Origin of the sequence: Enterobacter sp. BWH52 (assembly GCF_001037565.1) — a bacterium.
Lineage (GTDB): Bacteria > Pseudomonadota > Gammaproteobacteria > Enterobacterales > Enterobacteriaceae > Enterobacter > Enterobacter hormaechei_C.
This window is the reverse complement of sequence record NZ_KQ089854.1, coordinates 2,936,084-2,957,120: the sequence shown is the minus strand read 5'-3', so window position 1 is coordinate 2,957,120 and position 21,037 is coordinate 2,936,084. Positions and strand designations below refer to the sequence as shown.

Below are 21,037 nucleotides of genomic sequence, written 5' to 3'. Positions count from 1 at the left end.
CACTAAAAACGGCAACGAGGTTGCCGTTTTGCTTTTTACCTACACCTCTAAATCCATCTCATCTTCACCGCGCAGCGGTATCAGCTGCACCTTCTGCACGCGATGGCTCTCAACCTGCAAGGTTTTGAGCATGTAATCCCCCACCTGGACCTCTTCCCCCGGCTGCGGAATACGTTGCAGATTTTCCATCAGCAAACCGGCGATGGTGTGGTATTCGCGCTTCTCGTCCAGCGGAAGCGGAACGAACTGCACCAGATCTTCAAGCGGCATATGGCCGTTGGCGGTCCAGCTGCCGTCGGCGTTTTTCTGAATATCGTGGCGCGCATCGATCTCATCCACCTCATTAGGCAGATTACCGGCGATGGTTTCCATCACGTCGCTGAGCGTCACCAGCCCTTCCACAGAACCAAACTCATCAACGACAAACGCGAAGTGGGTGCGCGCGTTGCGGAACTGCTCCAGCGCGGAGAGCAGCGGCAGCGCTTCCGGGAAGACCAGCGGCTGGCGCACCAGCGCGCGCAGGTTTAGCGGCTCGCCGTGAAGCTGCTGTTGCAGCAGGTCAATCACGTGTACCACGCCCAGCAGCTCTTCTTCCTCTTCACCGCCGGTCACGACCACGCGGGTGTGCTGGTTTTTATCCAGCAGGGCACGGATCTGCTCTTCCGGCGCCGTCAGGTCAATATGCTCAATGTCATGGCGGGAGGTCATGATACTGCTCACTGTGCGCTGGTTGAGGTTAAGCACGCGCTCTATCATCCGGCGTTCCTGCGGGTTGAAGATCTGCCCGTCGCTGTGGTCGGCAAGCATCGCCGCGGATTCAGCATCCAGCTCGGCATCCTCTTTTTTGCCGCTCAGCAGGCGCATCACCGTATCTGCGGTGCGCTGCCGTAATGTCTGGTTCGCGGAAAGAAAACGGCGACGGTTGAAAATGGCCAGTTGGTTGAGAAACTCAATCAGCACCGAGAAACCAATGGCGGCGTACAGATACCCTTTCGGGATATGGAAGCCAAAACCATCCGCTACCAGGCTAAAGCCAATCATCAGCAGGAAGCTCAGACAGAGGATGACGATAGTCGGGTGACTGTTCACGAAGCGCGTCAGGGCTTTACTGGCGAGCACCATCAGGGTGATGGCGATGATCACGGCGGCCATCATCACCGCCAGATGGTCAACCATCCCGACGGCCGTGATCACGGAGTCGAGAGAAAAGACGGCATCCAGCACCACTATCTGTGCGACCACCGGCCAGAATTTAGCGCCGCGTCGCTGGGTGGGGTTTTCACTGTCTTTTCCTTCCAGCCGCTCATTAAGCTCAACCGTGGCTTTGAACAGCAGGAACAATCCGCCGAAAAGCATGATCAGGTCGCGGGCGCTAAAGCTCAGACCCTGCACGCTGAATAAGGGTTTGGTCAGCGTCACCAGCCACGAGATTGAGGCCAGTAACAGCAGACGCATCACCATGGCGAGCAGAAGACCCGTCACGCGGGCGCGGTCGCGTTGTGAAGGGGGTAATTTATCGGCAAGGATGGCGATAAACACCAGGTTATCAATGCCGAGCACTAATTCGATGACGACCAGCGTCACCAGCCCGGCCCAGATTGATGGATCGGCAATCCATTCCATAGTAAATGCAATACCTTCTGTTATATGACTAATGTCACACTTCGATCATGGATAAAGCCGACGGAAATTGCAATGCCGGGGTGAGATTTCTCTTAATGCTACACTCAGGTAAACCCCATTTGCCGGGCGGTGTAAATAAGTTAATTGCGAAGATTTAATTACAGAAGTCGTTATTTAGGAAATATCGCAATAAATGGTCCGGCGATCTATTTTGTCAATATAAAGAAAATCCGAAAACCTTAAAACTTTGCTCTTAATATTAATCTTAAAAACGAATATTAGGACGGTTGTCTCCTTGCCTGCTATTAGGTTAGCTGCAACAATTCTTCCAGCATCAAATGTTAAAACTCCTTGTTGCTATTTTTGTTTCGGTCTTTGGTGAAGGTTATACATTATCAATCGCCCCTGTGAGGCGTTTGATATATTTCGCAAAAGGCCTTATCCAAGAGGGTGTCTAACCATAACGCATTGTTTAGTCAGTGGATTGGTAACTGAAAGCCAAGGGCGGTAGCGTGCCTGAAAGCGTGTGAATCAGCCTCAATTATTCTGTCAATAGCCAATGGATGAATAAGCTTTTTTTAGGACTGATGCCAGTTATATTGCTAAATGATTAACTGCATTCTGATTGTCACCACGACCCGCGCTTATTTTAATTGCACAGGATAATTACTCTGCCAAAGTGATAAATAATCAATGATGAAATCCAAAATGAAATTGATGCCATTATTGGTGTCTGTGACCTTGATGAGTGGTTGCACGGTCTTTCCCGGCAGCAATATGTCGACAATGGGCAAGGATGTGATTAAACAGCAGGATGCTGATTTTGATCTCGACAAAATGGTGAATGTGTATCCATTAACCCCACGTCTGGTGGAACAATTACGCCCACGTCCAAATGTTGCTCAGCCAAATATGTCCTTGGACCAGGAAATTGCCTCTTACCAGTATCGCGTGGGTCCGGGTGACGTCATTAACGTGACCGTCTGGGATCACCCGGAGCTGACCACGCCTGCGGGCCAGTACCGTAGCTCAAGCGACACCGGTAACTGGGTACAGTCCGATGGCACCATGTTCTATCCCTACATTGGCAAAGTGCACGTCGCGGGTAAAACGCTTGCTGAGATCCGTAGTGATATTACCGGCCGCCTGGCGCAGTACATTGCTGACCCGCAGGTGGACGTTAATATCGCCGCGTTCCGATCCCAGAAAGCCTATATCTCTGGCCAGGTCAATAAATCCGGCCAGCAGGCCATCACTAACGTCCCGCTCACCGTTCTCGATGCGATCAATGCCGCAGGCGGCTTAACCGACGGCGCTGACTGGCGCAACGTGGTGCTAACCCACAACGGCAAAGAGCAGCGCATTTCGCTTCAGGCGCTGATGCAAAACGGTGACCTGACCCAGAACCGCCTCCTCTATCCGGGCGACATTCTGTACGTGCCGCGCAATGACGATCTGAAAGTGTTCGTGATGGGTGAAGTGAAGAAACAGAGCACCCTCAAGATGGACTTCAGCGGTATGACCCTGACCGAAGCGCTGGGCAATGCGGAAGGCATCGACCTGACCGCCTCCAACGCCAGCGGTATCTTCGTGATCCGTCCTATCAAAGGCGAGAACGCGAAGGGCAAGATTGCCAACATCTACCAGCTGGATATGTCCGACGCGACGTCGCTGGTCATGGCAACGTCGTTCCGTCTCCAGCCGTACGATGTGGTCTATGTCACCACCGCGCCGGTTGCCCGCTGGAACCGTCTGATCAACCAGTTGCTGCCTACCATCAGTGGCGTTCGCTACATGACGGATACGGCGAGCGACGTTCATAACTGGTAAGCCGCGATGTTTAACAAAATTCTGGTGGTGTGCGTGGGGAACATTTGCCGTTCCCCCACGGCTGAAAGGCTGTTGAAAAATTACCAGCCTGCGTTAACGGTCGACTCCGCAGGGCTGGGCGCGCTGGTCGGAAAAGGTGCCGACGAACGTGCCGCAAGCGTTGCCCTTGAGCATAACCTCTCACTCGACGGGCACGTTGCCCGTCAGGTCTCTGGCCGGATGTGCCGGGAATATGACCTGATCCTCGCGATGGAAAAACGCCACATTCACGCGCTGTGCGATATCGCACCGGAGATGCGCGGCAAGGTGATGCTGTTTGGTCACTGGGATGGTGAGCGCGAAATTCCCGATCCGTATCGCAAGAGCCGCGAGGCCTTTGAGGCGGTATACACCTTACTAGACCAGTCTGCCCGTCAGTGGGCGCAGGCACTGAAAGCTCAGCAGGGATAACAATGACAGAAAAAACAAGACCTTCTGCCGCCCCGACGTCGGGCAGTGATGAAATCGATATCGGTCGCCTGGTCGGGACCGTTATTGAAGCGAAATGGTGGGTGCTGGGTATTACCGCCATTTTTGCCGTGGCGGCGATCGTTTATACGCTGTTCGCGACGCCTATTTACAGCGCCGACGCGCTGGTGCAGATCGAACAAAATACCGGAAACTCGCTGGTTCAGGATATCGGCTCGGCGCTGGCCAACAAGCCGCCGGCATCGGAAGCCGAAATTCAGCTGATTCAGTCGCGCCTGGTACTGGGCAAAACGGTTCACGACCTGGGGCTGGATATCGCGGTCACCAAAAACACCTTCCCGGTGTTTGGCGCAGGCTGGGATCGCCTGATGGGGCGCAGTAACGATACGGTAAAAGTGACCGACTTCGTGATCCCAAAAGGGGCAGGGGACCAAACCTTTACCCTGACCGTGCTGGGACCAAAACAGTATCAGCTGACCAGCGACGCGGGCTTCAGCGCGCGCGGCGAGGTGGGGCAGATGCTGACCAAAGAGGGCGTCAGCATCAAGGTCAGCGCAATTCAGGCGCATGAGGGCGGGGAGTTTACGGTCACCAAATTCTCGACGCTCGGGATGATCAACAACCTGCAAAACAACCTGACCGTCACCGAAAACGGCAAGGACACCGGCGTTCTGAGCATGACCTTCACCGGTGAAGACAAGGATCAAATTCGCGACATCCTCAATAGCATCACCCGCAACTATCTGGAGCAGAACGTTGAGCGCAAGTCAGCGGAAGCCGCAAAAAGCCTGGCGTTTCTCAGTAAACAACTGCCGGAGGTGCGCGCCCGTCTGGATGACGCTGAGAACAAGCTGAACGCGTACCGTCAGGACAAGGATTCCGTCGATCTGCCGCTGGAGGCGAAATCGGTTCTCGACTCCATGGTGAATATTGATGCGCAGCTGAACGAGCTGACCTTCAAAGAGGCGGAGATTTCCAAGCTCTATACCAAACGTCACCCGGCGTACCGCACTTTGCTGGAGAAACGTCGTACCCTGGAAGAAGAGAAGGCGAAGCTGAATGACCGCGTGACCGCGATGCCGAAGACGCAGCAGGAAATTGTACGCCTGACGCGTGATGTGGAATCCGGCCAGCAGGTTTACATGCAGCTGCTGAACAAACAGCAGGAGCTGAAAATCACCGAAGCCAGCACCGTCGGCGACGTGCGTATCGTTGACCCGGCGATTACCCAGCCGGGCGTGCTGAAGCCGAAGAAGGCGCTGATTATCCTCGGCAGCATTATTCTCGGCCTGATGCTTTCCATTGTCGGCGTGCTGCTGCGCTCGCTGTTCAACCGCGGTATCGAAAGCCCGCAGGTGCTGGAAGAGAACGGGATCAGCGTGTACGCCAGCATCCCGCTCTCCGAGTGGCAGAAGTCCCGTGACAGCGTCAAAACCGTTAAGGGCGTCAAGCGTTACAAACAGAGCCAGCTGCTGGCCGTGGGTAACCCGACTGACCTGGCGATTGAAGCGGTGCGCAGCCTGCGTACCAGCCTCCACTTCGCCATGATGCAGGCCAAAAACAACGTCCTGATGATGACCGGCGTTAGCCCATCAATCGGTAAAACCTTCGTCTGCGCCAACCTGGCGGCGGTGGTGAGCCAGACCAACAAGCGCGTGCTGCTGATCGACTGCGACATGCGTAAGGGCTACACCCACGAGCTGCTGGGGACCAACAACGTTAACGGACTGTCGGAAATCCTGCTCGGTAAAGGGGAAATCAGCGAGAGCGCCAAGCCGACGTCGATTCCGAAATTTGACCTGATCCCGCGTGGCCAGGTGCCGCCGAACCCGTCTGAACTGCTGATGAGCGAGCGCTTCACGCAGCTGATTGAGTGGGCGAGCAAAAACTACGACCTGGTGCTGATCGATACCCCACCAATTCTGGCGGTCACCGACGCTGCCGTGGTAGGGCGTCATGCGGGCACCACGCTGATGGTCGCACGCTATGCGGTGAACACCCTGAAGGAAGTGGAAACCAGCCTGAGCCGCTTTGAGCAGAACGGTATTGAGGTGAAGGGGGTCATTCTGAACTCCATCTTCCGCCGCGCGACCGGGTATCAGGATTACGGCTATTACGAGTACGAATACAAGTCTGACAGTAAATAACAAAATGCACCCCACACCCCTCACCCTAACCCTCTCCCCAAAGGGGAGAGGGGACTGTTCGGTGCTGGATTTGGGGGACGAACGTAATGATAACCACTGGATGCCTTTCACCCTCTCCCCTATGGGGAGAGGGCCGGGGTGAGGGGAAAATATGACCACACAACGCCCTTTGATTTCTATCTATATGCCGACATGGAATCGTCAGCAGCTGGCGATCCGCGCGATTAAATCGGTCCTGCGTCAGGATTACGATAACTGGGAACTGATTATCGTGGATGACTGTTCCTCCTCTTACGAACAACTGCAAAAGTTTGTTGAAGACCTGAACGACCCGCGCGTGGTGTACACGCACAACGCTATCAACTCCGGGGCGTGTGCGGTGCGCAACCAGGCGATTATGCAGGCGAAAGGGCAGTATCTGACCGGTATCGACGACGATGACGAATGGACGCCAAACCGTCTGTCGATCTTCCTGTCGCACAAAGCGCAGCTGGTGACCCACGCGTTTCTGTATGCCAATGACTATGTCTGCCAGGGCGAGGTCTATTCGCAGCCGGCCAGCCTGCCGCTGTATCCGAAATCACCGTATTCCCGACGCCTGTTCTACAAGCGCAACATTATCGGCAATCAGGTGTTTACCTGGGCATGGCGCTTTAAGGAGTGCCTGTTCGATACCGAGCTGAAGGCCGCGCAGGATTACGACATTTTCCTGCGGATGGTGGTGGAGTACGGCGAGCCGTGGAAGGTGGAAGAGGCCACGCAGATCCTGCACATCAATCACGGGGAGATGCAAATCACCTCGTCGCCGAAGAAATTCTCGGGCTACTTCCATTTTTACCGCAAGCACAAGGACAAGTTTGACCGTGCCAGCCGGAAGTATCAGCTCTTCACCCTGTATCAGATCCGTAACAAGCGCATGAACTGGCGCACGTTGCTGACGCTGTTGTCGGTACGTAACGGCAAGCGTCTGGCTGACGGGCTTCGGGGGAAATAATGTTTCTGGAAGATTGTCGCGCTAACAGCTGGAGCCTGCGCCCGTGCTGCATGGTTCTGGCCTACCGTATTGCGCACTTTTGCTCGGTGTGGCGCAAAAAAAATGTGCTGAACAATATCTGGGCCGCGCCGGTGCTGGTGCTGTACCGCATCATCACCGAATGCTTTTTTGGCTATGAAATTCAGGCCGCAGCCACCATTGGCCGCCGCTTTACCATTCATCACGGTTATGCGGTGGTCATCAACAAGTTCGTCGTCGCGGGTGATGATTTCACCATTCGCCACGGGGTGACGATCGGCAACCGCGGGCCGGACAGCCTGGCCTGCCCGGTCATCGGCAATAACGTCGAGCTGGGCGCCAACGTGGTGATGATCGGGGACATTACCGTGGGCAATAACGTGACGATTGGCGCAGGCAGCGTGGTGCTGGACAGCATTCCGGACAACGCGCTGGTGGTGGGCGAGAAAGCCCGCGTGAAGGTGATAAAATGAACATTCTGCAATTTAACGTACGCCTCGCAGAGGGCGGGGCGGCAGGCGTAGCGCTGGATCTGCACCAGCGCGCGCTGCAAAAAGGATTACAGTCGCGCTTCGTTTACGGTTACGGCAAAGGTGGCAAGAAAAGCGTCAGCCATGATAACTATCCGCAGGTGCTGAAACAGACGCCACGTCTGACCTCCATCGCCAATATCGCGCTGTTCCGCCTGTTTAACCGCGACCTGTTCGGCAACCTGAATAATCTCTACCGCACCGTCACCCGCACTCGCGGCCCGGTTGTGCTGCACTTTCACGTGCTGCACAGCTACTGGCTGAATCTGGAAGAGGTGGTGGCGTTTTGTGGCAAGGTGAAGGCGCATAAGCCGGATACCCGATTCGTCTGGACGCTGCACGACCACTGGAGCGTGACCGGACGCTGCGCCTTTACCGACGGCTGCGAAGGCTGGAAAGATAACTGTCAGAAATGCCCTACGCTCAGCAACTACCCGCCGGTGAAGATCGATCGCGCGCATCAGCTGGTTGAGGATAAGCGTCAGCTGTTCCGCGATATGCTCTCGCTCGGCTGCACCTTTATCTCCCCAAGCCAGCACGTGGCGGATGCTTTTAATAGCCTGTACGGAGCAGGGCGTTGCCAGATCATCAACAACGGTATTGATGTGGCGACGGAAGCGATCCTGGCCGAACTGACGCCCGTAGCCGTTACCGCCGGTAAGCCGAAAATTGCGGTCGTCGCCCATGACCTGCGTTACGACGGCAAAACCAACCAGCAGCTGGTGCGCGACATGATGGCGCTCGGCGACAAGATTGAGCTGCATACCTTTGGCAAATTCTCCCCGTTTGAAGGCGCTAACGTGGTGAACCACGGGTTTGAAACCGACAAACGCAAACTGATGAGCGCGCTGAACGGTATGGACGCGCTGGTGTTCAGCTCCCGCGTGGACAACTACCCGCTGATCCTGTGCGAAGCGCTTTCCATCGGCGTGCCGGTGATTGCCACCCACAGCGACGCCGCGCGGGAAGTGCTGGAGAAATCCGGCGGTAAAACCTTCAGTGAAAACGAGGTGCTGCCGCTGGTGCAGTTGTCGAAGGCCGATATCGCGCAGGCTGTTTTTGGCACGGACCTGGAATCGTTCCGCAACCGCAGCCGTAAAGCGTACAGTGGACAACAGATGCTGGAGGAGTATGTCTCGTTCTATCAGAATCTGTAGTTATCTGCTGCTGCCGCTGATCTACCTGCTGGTCAACGTTAAGATTGCCCAGCTCGGCGAAAGCTTCCCGATCACTATCGTCACCTTCCTGCCGGTTCTGCTGTTGCTTTACGTTGACAAGCTTAACCTCAAAAAGCTGATGATTGCGCTGGGCATCGGGTTTGGTCTTACGGCGTTTAACTACATCTTTGGTCAGTCGCTGGACGCCAGCAAATATGTCACCTCCACCATGCTGTTTGTTTATATCGTTATCATTATTGGCATGGTGTGGAGTATTCGCTTTAAAACTATTTCTCCGCACAATTATAGGAAAATCCTCAGGTTCTTTTATATTGTCGTCGGGCTGATTGTTGTGCTTGCGGCAATGGAGATGGCGCAAATTATTCTCACAGGCGGAAGCAGCCTGATGGAAATAATTTCGAAATATCTTATATACAGTAACAGCTATGTACTGAACTTCATTAAGTTTGGTGGCAAGCGTACAACCGCGCTCTATTTTGAACCGGCGTTTTTTGCTCTGGCATTAATCTCAATTTGGCTCAGCATCAAACAGTTCGGTATCAAAACCCCCAAGACCGATGCTATGATTCTTGCAGGAATCGTTCTGTCAGGGTCGTTCTCCGGGGTAATGACGTTTATTCTGTTTTACCTGCTGGAGTGGGCGTTCCAGTACCTGAACAAAGAGGCGATTAAGAAAAAACTGCCGCTGGCGATAATCTCTCTGACGGTATTTTTAGTGGGCGTGATATTTGCGTTTCCGTACATTTCTGAGCGTCTGGGTGATTTGGGAACGGAAGGGTCATCGTCCTATTATCGCATCATTGGTCCACTGGTGATGGTGGGTTATTCCTTAACCCATATAGATGGCGTAGTAAGATTCGGCTCACTTTATGAATATGTTGCATCATTCGGAATCTTTAACGGTGCGGATGTCGGTAAAACCATAGACAATGGTCTGTATCTGTTAATTATCTATTTTTCCTGGTTCGCCGTACTGTTGACACTGTGGTATCTGTTTAAAGTTTTCAAAATGATGATTAACGCGTTTGGTGATAACCAGAACTTTCGCGTGCAACTTTATCTGTTCACACCGGTGTCGTTGTTTTTTACCGGGTCAATATTTAGCCCGGAATATGCATTCTTAATTGTATGTCCGTTTATTTTGCGCAAGGCGCTGAATATTACGAGCGTATGACGAAATGAGGTGATTTATGTTTCTTAGCGTCATTACTGTCGCCTTTCGTAACTACGAAGGGGTGGTAAAAACCTGGCGCTCGCTGCGCAACCTGGCGCGCGATCCGAGCCTCACGTTTGAGTGGATCGTGGTCGATGGCGGCTCGAACGACGGCACGGCGGAGTTCCTGGAAAAACTCAACGGTGAGTTTAACTTACGTTACATCAGCGAGAAAGATAAAGGCATTTACGATGCCATGAATAAAGGCATCAACATGGCGCAGGGGCGTTACGCCATCTTCCTCAATTCCGGCGATGTGTTCCATGAAGATGTGGCGCTGTTTGCCCGTCAGCTGGCGCGCCAGAAAGAAGATGCCATGTTTATCGGTGATGCGCTGCTTGATTTCGGCGAGGGGAAAAAAGTGCTGCGCGGTGCGAAACCAGGCTGGTATATCTACCACAGCCTCCCGGCCAGCCATCAGGCTATTTTCTTCCCAATGAGCGGCCTGAAAAAACAGCCTTACGATTTGCGCTATAAAGTGTCATCAGATTATGCCCTGGCCGCCAGCCTTTACAAATCTGGCTACCCGTTCCGTCGAATTAAAGGACTGGTATCTGAATTTTCAATGGGCGGCGTGTCAACCTCAAATAATCTGGAACTGTGCCAGGATGCAAAAAACGTGCAGCGTAAAATATTACGCGTGCCAGGGTTCTGGGCGGAATTATCTTATTTCTTACGTCTGAAAACGACGGGTAAAGCGAAAGCCTTATATAACAAAGCCTGAGATATAAGGAAACGTAATGCAGGAATTAAATGGATTCTCCGTACCGAAAGGTTTTCGGGGCAGGAGCGGTATTAAAGTTCAACTGTGGTGGGCTGTACAGGCAACGTTATTTGCCTGGTCGCCGCAAATACTGTACCGCTGGCGCGCATTTTTACTGCGTCTGTTTGGCGCAAAAATAGGAAAAAACGTAGTCATTCGACCTTCGGTGAAAATTACTTATCCCTGGAAATTAACGCTTGGGGATTACGCCTGGGTTGGGGATGACGCGGTGTTATATACCCTTGGCGAGATTACGATTGGCGCAAATTCGGTGGTTTCACAGAAGTGTTATTTGTGCACCGGTAGCCACGATTTTATGAGCCCGTATTTTGATATTACCGCTTCGCCTGTTGTGATCGGTGAAAAATGCTGGCTGGCAACAGACGTCTTTGTTGCACCCGGTGTTTCTGTTGGCGATGGCACGGTAGTCGGTGCCCGCAGCAGCGTTTTTAAATCGCTTCCGGCAAATAAAATTTGCCGTGGCAACCCCGCAGTGGTGATACGCGAACGCGTTGAAACTGATTAAATTCATAAGTAGAGGAATATAAACATGTCTAAAGTCGCTCTCATCACCGGCGTTACCGGGCAGGATGGTTCTTACCTGGCAGAGTTACTGCTGGAAAAAGGTTATGAAGTACACGGTATTAAACGTCGTGCGTCTTCATTTAACACCGAACGTGTCGATCATATTTATCAGGATCCTCACGCGGCGAACCCGAAATTCCACCTGCATTACGGCGACCTGACCGATACCTCCAACCTGACCCGCATCCTGCAAGAAGTACAGCCGGATGAAGTCTACAACCTGGGCGCGATGAGCCACGTTGCGGTCTCCTTCGAATCCCCGGAATACACCGCTGACGTGGACGCCATGGGTACGCTGCGTCTGCTGGAAGCGATTCGCTTCCTGGGTCTTGAGAAGAAAACTCGCTTCTACCAGGCATCTACCTCTGAGCTGTACGGCCTGGTGCAGGAAATTCCACAGAAAGAGACCACGCCGTTCTACCCGCGTTCTCCGTACGCTGTGGCGAAACTGTACGCCTACTGGATCACCGTGAACTACCGTGAATCCTACGGCATGTACGCCTGTAACGGCATTCTGTTCAACCACGAATCTCCACGTCGCGGCGAAACCTTCGTGACCCGCAAAATCACCCGCGCGATCGCTAACATCGCTCAGGGCCTGGAGTCTTGCCTGCACCTCGGCAACATGGATTCCCTGCGTGACTGGGGCCATGCGAAAGACTACGTGAAAATGCAGTGGATGATGTTGCAGCAGGAGCAGCCAGAAGACTTCGTGATTGCGACCGGCGTCCAGTACTCCGTACGTCAGTTCGTTGAGATGGCTGCGGCACAGCTGGGCATCAAGCTGCGCTTCGAAGGCACCGGCGTGGAAGAGAAGGGTATCGTTGTTTCCGTGACCGGCCATGACGCACCGGGCGTGAAGCCAGGCGACGTGATTGTCCAGGTTGATCCGCGTTACTTCCGTCCTGCTGAAGTGGAAACCCTGCTGGGCGACCCAACCAAAGCGCACGAGAAACTGGGCTGGAAACCAGAAACCACCCTGCAAGAAATGGTATCCGAGATGGTGGCCAAAGATCTTGAAGCAGCGAAAAAACACTCCCTGCTCAAATCCCATGGCTACGAGGTTGCCATCGCGCTGGAGTCCTGAGAATGACAAAACAACGTATTTTTGTCGCCGGTCATCGCGGAATGGTGGGTTCCGCGATTGTTCGCCAGCTGGAACAGCGCGGTGACGTGGAGGTGATTGTTCGCACCCGCGACGAGCTGAACCTGCTTGACAGCAAAGCGGTGCAGGACTTCTTCGCCAGTGAACGTATCGACCAGGTGTATCTGGCGGCGGCGAAGGTGGGCGGCATTATCGCTAACAATACCTACCCGGCGGATTTCATCTACGAGAACATGATGATTGAGAGCAACATCATTCACGCGGCGCATCTGCACAACGTGAACAAGCTGCTGTTCCTCGGCTCATCTTGTATCTACCCGAAAATGGCGAAGCAGCCGATCGCCGAGAGCGAACTGTTGCAGGGCACGCTTGAAGCCACCAACGAGCCGTATGCGATTGCCAAAATTGCCGGGATCAAGCTGTGTGAATCCTACAACCGTCAGTATAACCGCGACTATCGCTCGGTGATGCCGACCAACCTGTACGGACCGCACGACAACTTCCACCCGAGCAATTCCCACGTGATCCCGGCGCTGCTGCGTCGTTTCCACGAGGCGACTGCCGAAAACGCCCCGGACGTGGTCGTGTGGGGCAGCGGTACGCCAATGCGCGAGTTCCTGCACGTGGACGATATGGCGGCGGCCAGCATTCACGTCATGGAGCTGGATCGCGAAGTGTGGCAGGAAAACACCGAGCCGATGCTGTCGCACATTAACGTCGGGACCGGCGTGGACTGCACCATTCGCGAGCTGGCGCAGACCATCGCGCAGGTGGTGGGCTACAAAGGACGCGTGGTGTTTGACGCCACCAAACCGGACGGCACGCCGCGCAAGCTGCTGGACGTGACCCGTCTGCATCAGCTGGGCTGGTATCACGAGGTCTCACTGGAGCAGGGGCTGGCCAGCACCTACCAGTGGTTCCTGGAAAACCAGCACCGCTTCCGGGGGTAATGATGTTTTTAAGTCAGGAAGATTTTGCCACGGTAGTGCGTTCCACTCCGCTGATCTCAATTGATTTGATCGTGGAGAACGAACGCGGCGAGTTCTTGCTGGGGAAACGAACCAATCGTCCTGCACAGGGCTTCTGGTTCGTGCCCGGCGGGCGCGTGCAGAAGGATGAGACGCTGGCAGATGCCTTCGAGCGTCTCACTCTGGCGGAACTGGGCCTGCAACTGCCGATGGCAGCGGGCCAGTTTTACGGGGTCTGGCAGCACTTCTATGACGATAACTTTTCAGGCACCGGGTTCACCACGCACTACGTCGTGCTGGGGTTCCGCCTGAAGGTGAGTGAGGCAGACCTGCGTCTGCCTGATTCTCAGCATGACGATTACCGCTGGTTAACGCCAGAGGCGCTGCTGGCAAGCGACAACGTCCATGACAACAGTCGGGCGTACTTCCTTGCGGAACGTCAGGCCGAGGTGCCAGGTCTATGAAAATCCTCGTCTACGGAATTAACTACTCGCCGGAGCTTACCGGTATCGGGAAATACACCGGCGAGATGGTCGAGTGGATGGCGAGCCAGGGACATGACGTGCGGGTGATTACTGCCCCGCCGTATTACCCGGAGTGGAAGGTAGGCGAACGCTATTCCAGCTGGCGCTACCGCCGCGAAGAGGGCGCCGCGACCGTCTGGCGCTGCCCGCTCTACGTGCCGAAACAGCCCTCGACGCTGAAACGTTTAATTCATCTGGGCAGCTTTGCCCTGAGCAGTTTCTTCCCGCTGATGGCGCAGCGTCGCTGGAAGCCGGATCGCATCATCGGCGTGGTGCCGACGCTGTTCTGCACGCCAGGCATGCGCCTGCTGGGAAAACTCTCCGGCGCGCGCACCCTGCTGCACATTCAGGATTATGAAGTGGACGCCATGCTCGGGCTGGGTATGGCCGGGAAAGGCAAGGGCGGCAAGGTGGCGAAGCTCGCCAGCGCCTTTGAGCGCAGCGGCCTGCACAACGTGGATTACGTCTCGACCATTTCGCGCTCGATGATGAACAAGGCGCAGGAGAAGGGCGTCCCGGCGGAAAAAGTGATCTTCTTTCCGAACTGGTCCGAAGTGGCGCGCTTCCGCGATGTGACAGACCAGGATGCGCAGGCGTTACGCGCGCAGCTCGGGTTGCCTGCTGAGCAAAAAATCATTCTTTACTCAGGCAACATCGGCGAAAAACAGGGGCTGGAGAGCGTGATTGACGCCGCGCTTCAGCTGAGCGAACACCCGTGGATGTTCGTGATAGTCGGGCAGGGCGGCGGTAAAGCGCGGCTGGAAAAAATGGCCAGCGAGCGCGGACTGACCAACATCCGCTTCTTCCCGCTTCAGTCTTATGACGCGCTGCCCGCGCTGCTGAAAATGGCGGATTGCCATCTGGTGGTGCAAAAACGCGGCGCGGCGGATGCGGTGCTGCCGTCCAAGCTGACCAACATTCTGGCAGTGGGCGGAAACGCGGTGATTACGGCAGAAGCCGCAACAGAATTAGGCCAGCTGTGCAACAGCTACCCGGGCATTGCCGTTTGCGTGGAGCCGGAATCGGTTCCTGCGCTGGTGACCGGAATTGAGCAGGCACTCGCCATGCCAAAAGAGAACACGGTGGCACGTGAATATGCCGAACGCACGCTCGAGAAAGAGAACGTGCTGAGCCAATTTATTGCAGATATACGGGGATAAATCATGAGTCAAACCACTTTGTATCCGGTCGTAATGGCGGGTGGATCCGGGAGCCGGTTGTGGCCACTGTCCCGCGTGCTTTATCCAAAACAATTTCTGTGCCTGAAAGGCGACCTCACCATGCTGCAAACGACGGTTAACCGTCTGCACGGCGTGGAGTGTGAAAGCCCGGTGGTGATCTGTAACGAACAGCACCGCTTTATCGTTGCCGAGCAGCTGCGCCAGCTGAACAAACTGACCGAAAATATCATTCTGGAGCCTGCCGGACGCAACACGGCGCCTGCCATTGCCCTTGCGGCGCTGGCGGCAAAACGCAGCAGCCCGGACTGCGACCCGCTGATGCTGGTGCTGGCGGCTGACCACGTCATCCAGCAGGAAGAGGCCTTCCGCGACGCGGTACGCGCCGCGATTCCTTACGCTGAGAACGGCAAGCTGGTGACCTTCGGCATCGTGCCGGATCTCCCGGAAACCGGCTATGGCTACATTCGCCGCGGCAGCGTTACGCCTGGTGAAGGCGACAGCGTGGCCTTTGACGTAGCGCAGTTTGTCGAAAAACCGAATCTGGAAACCGCGCAGGCGTATGTTGCCAGCGGTGAATACTACTGGAACAGCGGTATGTTCCTGTTCCGCGCCGGTCGCTACCTGGAAGAGCTGGAAAAATATCGCCCGGATATCTTAAGCGCCTGCGAAAAAGCGATGGCGGTGGTGGATCCGGATCTCGATTTTATCCGCGTGGACGAAGAAGCCTTCCTCGCCTGTCCGGAAGAGTCCATTGACTATGCGGTGATGGAACGTACGGCAGATGCGGTAGTGGTACCGATGGATGCGGGCTGGAGCGACGTCGGCTCCTGGTCGTCACTGTGGGAGATCAGCGCGCATACCCCGGAGGGTAACGTCCATCACGGGGATGTGATCAGCCACAAAACGGAAAACAGCTACGTCTACGCCGAATCTGGCCTCGTCACTACGGTAGGGGTGAAGGATCTGGTGGTCGTGCAGACCAAAGACGCGGTGCTGATTGCCGACCGTAATGCCGTGCAGGACGTTAAAAAAGTGGTGGAGAAGATCAAGGCCGATGGCCGTCACGAACACCATATTCACCGTGAAGTCTACCGCCCGTGGGGCAAATATGACTCCATCGACGCCGGCGAGCGTTATCAGGTGAAACGCATCACCGTGAAGCCGGGAGAAGGGCTGTCGGTGCAGATGCACCATCACCGCGCCGAACACTGGGTGGTGGTGGCAGGGACCGCCAAAGTGACCATCGACGGTGAAGTGAAGCTGCTCGGTGAAAACGAGTCCATTTATATTCCGCTGGGCGCCACGCACTGTCTGGAAAACCCGGGGAAAATTCCGCTCGACTTAATTGAGGTGCGTTCCGGCTCCTATCTGGAAGAGGACGACATCATCCGCTTCCAGGATCGCTACGGGCGCGTGTAGCACTCCGCATCATGCCCGGTGGCGCTGCGCTTACCGGGCCTACGAATGAAAAAAATAAATTTGGCCATTACATGGTCAGGGCCAACTGTTGCCTGAAAAAGGGGTCATCATGGAAAAATTAACCTGTTTTAAAGCCTACGATATTCGCGGCAAGCTGGGCGAAGAGCTGAACGAAGACATTGCGTGGCGCATCGGCCGCGCGTACGGCGAATACCTGAAACCACAAACTATCGTGCTTGGCGGCGACGTGCGTCTGACAAGCGAATCCCTGAAGCTGGCGCTGGCGAAAGGGCTACAGGACGCGGGCGTCGATGTGCTGGACATTGGCCTTTCCGGTACCGAAGAGATCTATTTTGCCACCTTCCACCTGGGCGTGGACGGCGGTATCGAAGTGACCGCCAGCCATAACCCGATGGACTACAACGGCATGAAGCTGGTGCGCAAGGGCGCGCGTCCTATCAGCGGCGACACCGGTCTGCGTGACGTGCAGCGTCTGGCCGAGGCCAATGACTTCCCGCCGGTGAACGAAGCGAAGCGCGGCAGCTATAAGCAGATTAACCTGCAAAAAGAGTACATCGACCACCTGCTGGGCTACATCAATGTGGCAAACCTCAAACCGCTGAAGCTGGTGATTAACTCCGGCAACGGCGCGGCAGGCCCGGTTGTAGACGCACTTGAAGCCCGCTTTAAGGCGCTGAACGTGCCGGTGACCTTCGTCAAAGTGCACAACACGCCAGACGGCAACTTCCCGAACGGTATTCCTAACCCGCTGCTGCCGGAGTGCCGCGACGACACCCGCAACGCGGTGATTGAGCACGGCGCCGATATGGGTATCGCCTTTGACGGCGACTTCGACCGCTGCTTCCTGTTCGATGAGAAAGGGCAGTTTATCGAAGGCTACTACATCGTTGGCCTGCTGGCGGAAGCGTTCCTCGAGAAAAACCCGGGGGCGAAAATCATTCACGATCCGCGTCTTTCCTGGAACACCGTCGACGTGGTGAAGGCCGCGGGCGGCGAGCCGGTGATGTCCAAAACCGGCCACGCGTTTATCAAAGAGCGTATGCGTGAGGAAGACGCCATCTACGGCGGCGAGATGAGCGCCCACCACTATTTCCGTGATTTTGCCTACTGCGACAGCGGGATGATCCCGTGGCTGCTGGTGACCGAGCTGCTGTGCCTGAAAGGGCAGAGCCTGGGCGAACTGGTGCGCGACCGCATGGCGGCGTTCCCGGCGAGCGGTGAGATCAACAGCAAACTGGCACAGCCCGCTGAGGCCATTGCCCGCGTGGAACAGCACTTTGCCATTCATGCGCTGGAGATTGACCGTACCGACGGTATCAGCATGGCGTTCCCGCAGTGGCGCTTCAACCTGCGCTCCTCCAATACCGAGCCGGTGGTGCGCCTGAACGTGGAGTCCCGCGCCGATACCGCGCTGATGGAAGCCCGAACGAAGGACATTCTGGCGCTGTTGAATCAGTAAAAAGAAAACCTTACCCCTCACCCTAACCCTCTCCCCAAAGGGGAGAGGGAACTTGAACACCCTCTCCCCTTTGGGGAGAGGGCCGGGGTGAGGGGCGAGGGGTAAGGTTTAGAACTAAAGGAACAACGATGACAAATCTAAAAAAGCGCGAACGAGCGAGAACGAATGCATCGTTAATCTCTATGGTGCAGCGTTTTTCTGATATCACCATCATGGTCGGCGGACTGTGGGCGGTGTGTTGGGTCAGCGGGCAGTCGTTCTTATACATGCACTTGCTGATGGCGTTGATTGCGCTGGTGGTGTTTCAGATGATCGGCGGCATGACCGATTTCTATCGTTCATGGCGCGGCGTCAAAATGACCACCGAACTGATGCTGCTGCTCCAGAACTGGACCTTAAGCCTGATTTTCAGCGCAGGCCTGGTGGCGTTCAGCCATGATTTTGATAACCGTCTTGTGACCTATCTCTGCTGGTATCTGTTAACCAGCATTGGCATGGTGGTCTGCCGCTCGCTGATCCGCTTTGGCGCGGGCTGGCTGCGCAACCGCGGGTATAACCGTCGCTTCGTTGCCGTGGCGGGCGATCTGCCGGTGGGACAGGTGTTGCTCGACAGCTTCCGCAAAGAGCCGTGGTTAGGTTTTGAAGTGGTCGGGATTTATCACGACGCGAAGCCCGGCGGCGTACCGTCCGACTGGGCAGGTAACTACGAACAGCTTATTGACGATGCGAAAGCCGGCAAAATTCATAACGTCTACATCGCCATGCAGATGAAAGATGAATCCCGCATCAAGAAACTGATGCGCGAGCTGGCGGATACCACCTGCTCGGTGATACTCATCCCGGATGTCTTCACCTTCAATATTCTCCACTCCCGTATTGAAGAGGTGAACGGGGTACCGGTTGTTCCGCTGTACGACACGCCGCTGTCGGGGATTAACCGCGTGCTGAAGCGCGTGGAAGATATCGTGCTTTCGTCCATGATCCTGCTGCTCATCTCCCCGGTGCTGTGCTGCATTGCGCTGGCGGTAAAGCTCAGCTCGCCGGGGCCGATCATCTTCCGTCAGACCCGCTACGGCATGGACGGTAAGCCGATCATGGTGTGGAAATTCCGCTCCATGAAGGTGATGGAGAACGACAAGGTGGTGACCCAGGCGACGCAGAACGATCCGCGCGTCACCCGTGTGGGCAACTTCCTGCGCCGTACCTCGCTCGATGAACTGCCGCAGTTCATTAACGTGTTCACCGGCGGGATGTCCATCGTCGGGCCTCGTCCTCACGCCGTGGCCCATAACGAGCAGTACCGTACCCTGATTGAAGGCTACATGCTGCGCCATAAGGTGAAGCCGGGCATCACTGGCTGGGCGCAGATCAACGGCTGGCGCGGCGAGACCGACACGCTGGAAAAAATGGAAAAACGTATCGAGTTCGATCTGGAGTACATCCGCGAGTGGAGCCTCTGGTTCGATATCAAGATTGTTTTTCTGACCATTTTCAAAGGTTTCGTGAACAAAGCGGCGTACTAAGATGAGCTTACGAGAAAAAACCATCAGCGGCGCGAAATGGTCAGCCATGGCCACCATCGTCATCATTGGCCTCGGCCTGGTGCAGATGACGGTGCTGGCGCGCATTATCGATAATCACCAGTTTGGTCTGCTGACCGTCTCGCTGGTGATTATCGCCCTGGCCGATACGCTGTCGGACTTTGGTATCGCCAACTCCATTATCCAGCGCAAAGAGATCAGCCATCTGGAGCTGACCACCCTCTACTGGCTGAACGTCGGGCTGGGTATCTTCGTTTTTGTGCTGGTGTTCCTGCTGAGCGATGTGATTGCCGGCGTGCTGCATAACCCGGACCTGGCGCCGCTGATGCGTACCCTGTCGTTCGCTTTCGTGGTGATCCCGCACGGGCAGCAGTTCCGCGCGCTGATGCAGAAAGAGCTGGAGTTCAACAAAATCGGCATGATTGAGACCAGCGCCGTGCTGGCGGGCTTTACCTTCACCGTGGTCAGCGCCCATTTCTGGCCGCTGGCGATGACCGCCATCCTCGGCTACCTCGTTAACTCTGCCGTGCGCACGCTGCTATTCGGCTTCTTTGGCCGTAAGATTTATCGCCCGGGGCTGCATTTTTCGCTGGCATCTGTTTCATCCAACCTGCGCTTCGGCGCGTGGCTGACGGCAGACAGCATTATCAACTACGTGAATACTAACCTCTCCACGCTGGTACTGGCGCGCATTCTGGGCGCGAGCGTCGCGGGTGGCTACAACCTGGCGTATAACGTCGCGGTTGTCCCGCCGATGAAGCTCAACCCGATTATTACCCGCGTCCTGTTCCCGGCGTTCGCCAAAATTCAGGACGATACCGAGAAGCTGCGCGTGAACTTTTATAAGCTGCTCTCCGTGGTGGGGATCATCAACTTCCCGGTCCTGCTGGGGCTGATGGTGGTCGCCAGCAATTTCGTACCGCTGGTGTTTGGCGAGAAGTGGAACAGCATCATCCCAATCCTGCAACTGCTGTGCGTCGTGGGGCTGCTGCGCTCGGTGGGGAACCCGATTGGTTCTCTGCTGATGGCAAAGGCGCGCGTGGATATCAGCTTCAAGTTCAACGTGTTTAAAACCTTCCTGTTTATTCCGGCAATTATTGTGGGCGGGCACATGGCGGGCGCCATTGGCGTGACGCTCGGCTTCCTGCTGGTGCAAATCGTCAATACCGTGCTGAGCTACTTCGTGATGATCAAACCGGTGCTGGGCTCCAGCTACCGTCAGTACATCCTCAGCCTGTGGCTGCCGTTCTATCTCTCCTTACCGACGCTTGCGGTGAGCTACGGCCTGGGCGTGGTGCTCAACGGGCATCTGCCGCTGGCGGCACTGCTTGCGGTGCAGGTCGCGGCAGGCGCGCTGGCGTTCGGCGTGATGATTGTGCTGTCACGCAATGCGCTGGTGGTCGAGATGAAGCGCCAGTTTTGCCGTAACGAAAAAATGAAAACGCTGCTTCGCGCAGGCTAATTTTACGA

Annotated in this window: 18 protein-coding genes; 17 read left to right on the top strand and 1 reads right to left on the bottom strand. The window is 55.5% G+C overall.

Annotated elements, in window-relative coordinates; translation table 11 throughout:
- Positions 1 to 39: 39 nt before the first annotated feature.
- On the bottom strand, positions 40 to 1,623 hold the full coding sequence (locus tag SK47_RS14040) for a TerC family protein (protein ID WP_003862080.1): 1,584 nt from the start codon (positions 1,621 to 1,623) through the stop codon (positions 40 to 42).
- Between the two features lie 693 nt (positions 1,624 to 2,316).
- Here SK47_RS14040 and SK47_RS14035 point away from each other — a divergent pair.
- The 17 genes from SK47_RS14035 (at position 2,317) to wzxC (ending at position 21,029) form a co-directional block, all read left to right on the top strand.
- A complete protein-coding gene (locus tag SK47_RS14035) occupies positions 2,317 to 3,453 on the top strand; it encodes a polysaccharide export protein (RefSeq protein WP_003862079.1) in 1,137 nt (378 codons plus the stop codon).
- 6 nt (positions 3,454 to 3,459) lie between these two features.
- A complete protein-coding gene (gene wzb, locus SK47_RS14030) occupies positions 3,460 to 3,903 on the top strand; it encodes a low molecular weight protein-tyrosine-phosphatase Wzb (protein WP_003862078.1) in 444 nt (147 codons plus the stop codon).
- 2 nt (positions 3,904 to 3,905) lie between these two features.
- Positions 3,906 to 6,068 carry a tyrosine-protein kinase Wzc gene (gene wzc / locus SK47_RS14025; RefSeq protein ID WP_015572374.1) on the top strand — a complete coding sequence of 721 codons (2,163 nt, stop codon included), beginning with the start codon at positions 3,906 to 3,908 and terminating at the stop codon, positions 6,066 to 6,068.
- Positions 6,069 to 6,219: 151 nt separating this feature from the next.
- Positions 6,220 to 7,062 carry a colanic acid biosynthesis glycosyltransferase WcaA gene (gene wcaA, locus SK47_RS14020; RefSeq protein WP_017383272.1) on the top strand — a complete coding sequence of 281 codons (843 nt, stop codon included), beginning with the start codon at positions 6,220 to 6,222 and terminating at the stop codon, positions 7,060 to 7,062.
- A complete protein-coding gene (wcaB, locus tag SK47_RS14015; RefSeq protein WP_003863505.1) occupies positions 7,062 to 7,553 on the top strand; it encodes a colanic acid biosynthesis acetyltransferase WcaB in 492 nt (163 codons plus the stop codon). The genes wcaA and wcaB overlap by 1 nt, the downstream gene beginning before the upstream one ends.
- Positions 7,550 to 8,767, top strand: a complete 1,218-nt coding sequence (gene wcaC / locus SK47_RS14010; RefSeq protein ID WP_032609666.1) for a colanic acid biosynthesis glycosyltransferase WcaC — start codon at positions 7,550 to 7,552, stop codon at positions 8,765 to 8,767. Before wcaB ends, wcaC begins: the two co-directional genes overlap by 4 nt.
- Positions 8,742 to 9,962 (top strand): colanic acid polymerase WcaD, encoded by a 1,221-nt coding sequence (gene wcaD, locus SK47_RS14005; RefSeq protein ID WP_003863508.1) that lies wholly within the window; start codon positions 8,742 to 8,744, stop codon positions 9,960 to 9,962. Before wcaC ends, wcaD begins: the two co-directional genes overlap by 26 nt.
- A 16-nt stretch (positions 9,963 to 9,978) precedes the next feature.
- Positions 9,979 to 10,725, top strand: a complete 747-nt coding sequence (wcaE, locus tag SK47_RS14000; RefSeq protein WP_003863510.1) for a colanic acid biosynthesis glycosyltransferase WcaE — start codon at positions 9,979 to 9,981, stop codon at positions 10,723 to 10,725.
- A gap of 16 nt (positions 10,726 to 10,741) precedes the next feature.
- Positions 10,742 to 11,290, top strand: a complete 549-nt coding sequence (gene wcaF, locus SK47_RS13995) for a colanic acid biosynthesis acetyltransferase WcaF (RefSeq protein WP_048244539.1) — start codon at positions 10,742 to 10,744, stop codon at positions 11,288 to 11,290.
- Positions 11,291 to 11,314: 24 nt separating this feature from the next.
- Positions 11,315 to 12,436: a GDP-mannose 4,6-dehydratase gene (gene gmd / locus SK47_RS13990; protein WP_003863514.1), complete on the top strand. Its 1,122-nt coding sequence runs from the start codon at positions 11,315 to 11,317 to the stop codon at positions 12,434 to 12,436.
- A 2-nt stretch (positions 12,437 to 12,438) separates the two neighbouring features.
- Positions 12,439 to 13,404: a GDP-L-fucose synthase gene (locus SK47_RS13985; RefSeq protein WP_003863516.1), complete on the top strand. Its 966-nt coding sequence runs from the start codon at positions 12,439 to 12,441 to the stop codon at positions 13,402 to 13,404.
- Positions 13,405 to 13,406: 2 nt separating this feature from the next.
- Complete coding sequence (locus tag SK47_RS13980; protein ID WP_057979975.1) at positions 13,407 to 13,886, top strand: GDP-mannose mannosyl hydrolase; 480 nt, start codon at positions 13,407 to 13,409, stop codon at positions 13,884 to 13,886.
- Positions 13,883 to 15,106 (top strand): colanic acid biosynthesis fucosyltransferase WcaI, encoded by a 1,224-nt coding sequence (gene wcaI, locus SK47_RS13975; protein ID WP_022651482.1) that lies wholly within the window; start codon positions 13,883 to 13,885, stop codon positions 15,104 to 15,106. The genes SK47_RS13980 and wcaI overlap by 4 nt, the downstream gene beginning before the upstream one ends.
- Before the next feature lie 3 nt (positions 15,107 to 15,109).
- Positions 15,110 to 16,546 carry a mannose-1-phosphate guanyltransferase gene (gene cpsB, locus SK47_RS13970; RefSeq protein WP_003863522.1) on the top strand — a complete coding sequence of 479 codons (1,437 nt, stop codon included), beginning with the start codon at positions 15,110 to 15,112 and terminating at the stop codon, positions 16,544 to 16,546.
- A 109-nt stretch (positions 16,547 to 16,655) separates the two neighbouring features.
- The gene (gene cpsG / locus SK47_RS13965; protein ID WP_022648631.1) at positions 16,656 to 18,026 is read left to right on the top strand and encodes a colanic acid biosynthesis phosphomannomutase CpsG; all 1,371 of its coding nucleotides are present in this window, start codon (positions 16,656 to 16,658) and stop codon (positions 18,024 to 18,026) included.
- Positions 18,027 to 18,154: 128 nt separating this feature from the next.
- Positions 18,155 to 19,549, top strand: a complete 1,395-nt coding sequence (wcaJ, locus tag SK47_RS13960) for an undecaprenyl-phosphate glucose phosphotransferase (protein WP_045346745.1) — start codon at positions 18,155 to 18,157, stop codon at positions 19,547 to 19,549.
- 1 nt (position 19,550) lies between these two features.
- Complete coding sequence (gene wzxC, locus SK47_RS13955; protein ID WP_003863527.1) at positions 19,551 to 21,029, top strand: colanic acid undecaprenyl disphosphate flippase WzxC; 1,479 nt, start codon at positions 19,551 to 19,553, stop codon at positions 21,027 to 21,029.
- Positions 21,030 to 21,037: the final 8 nt, after the last annotated feature.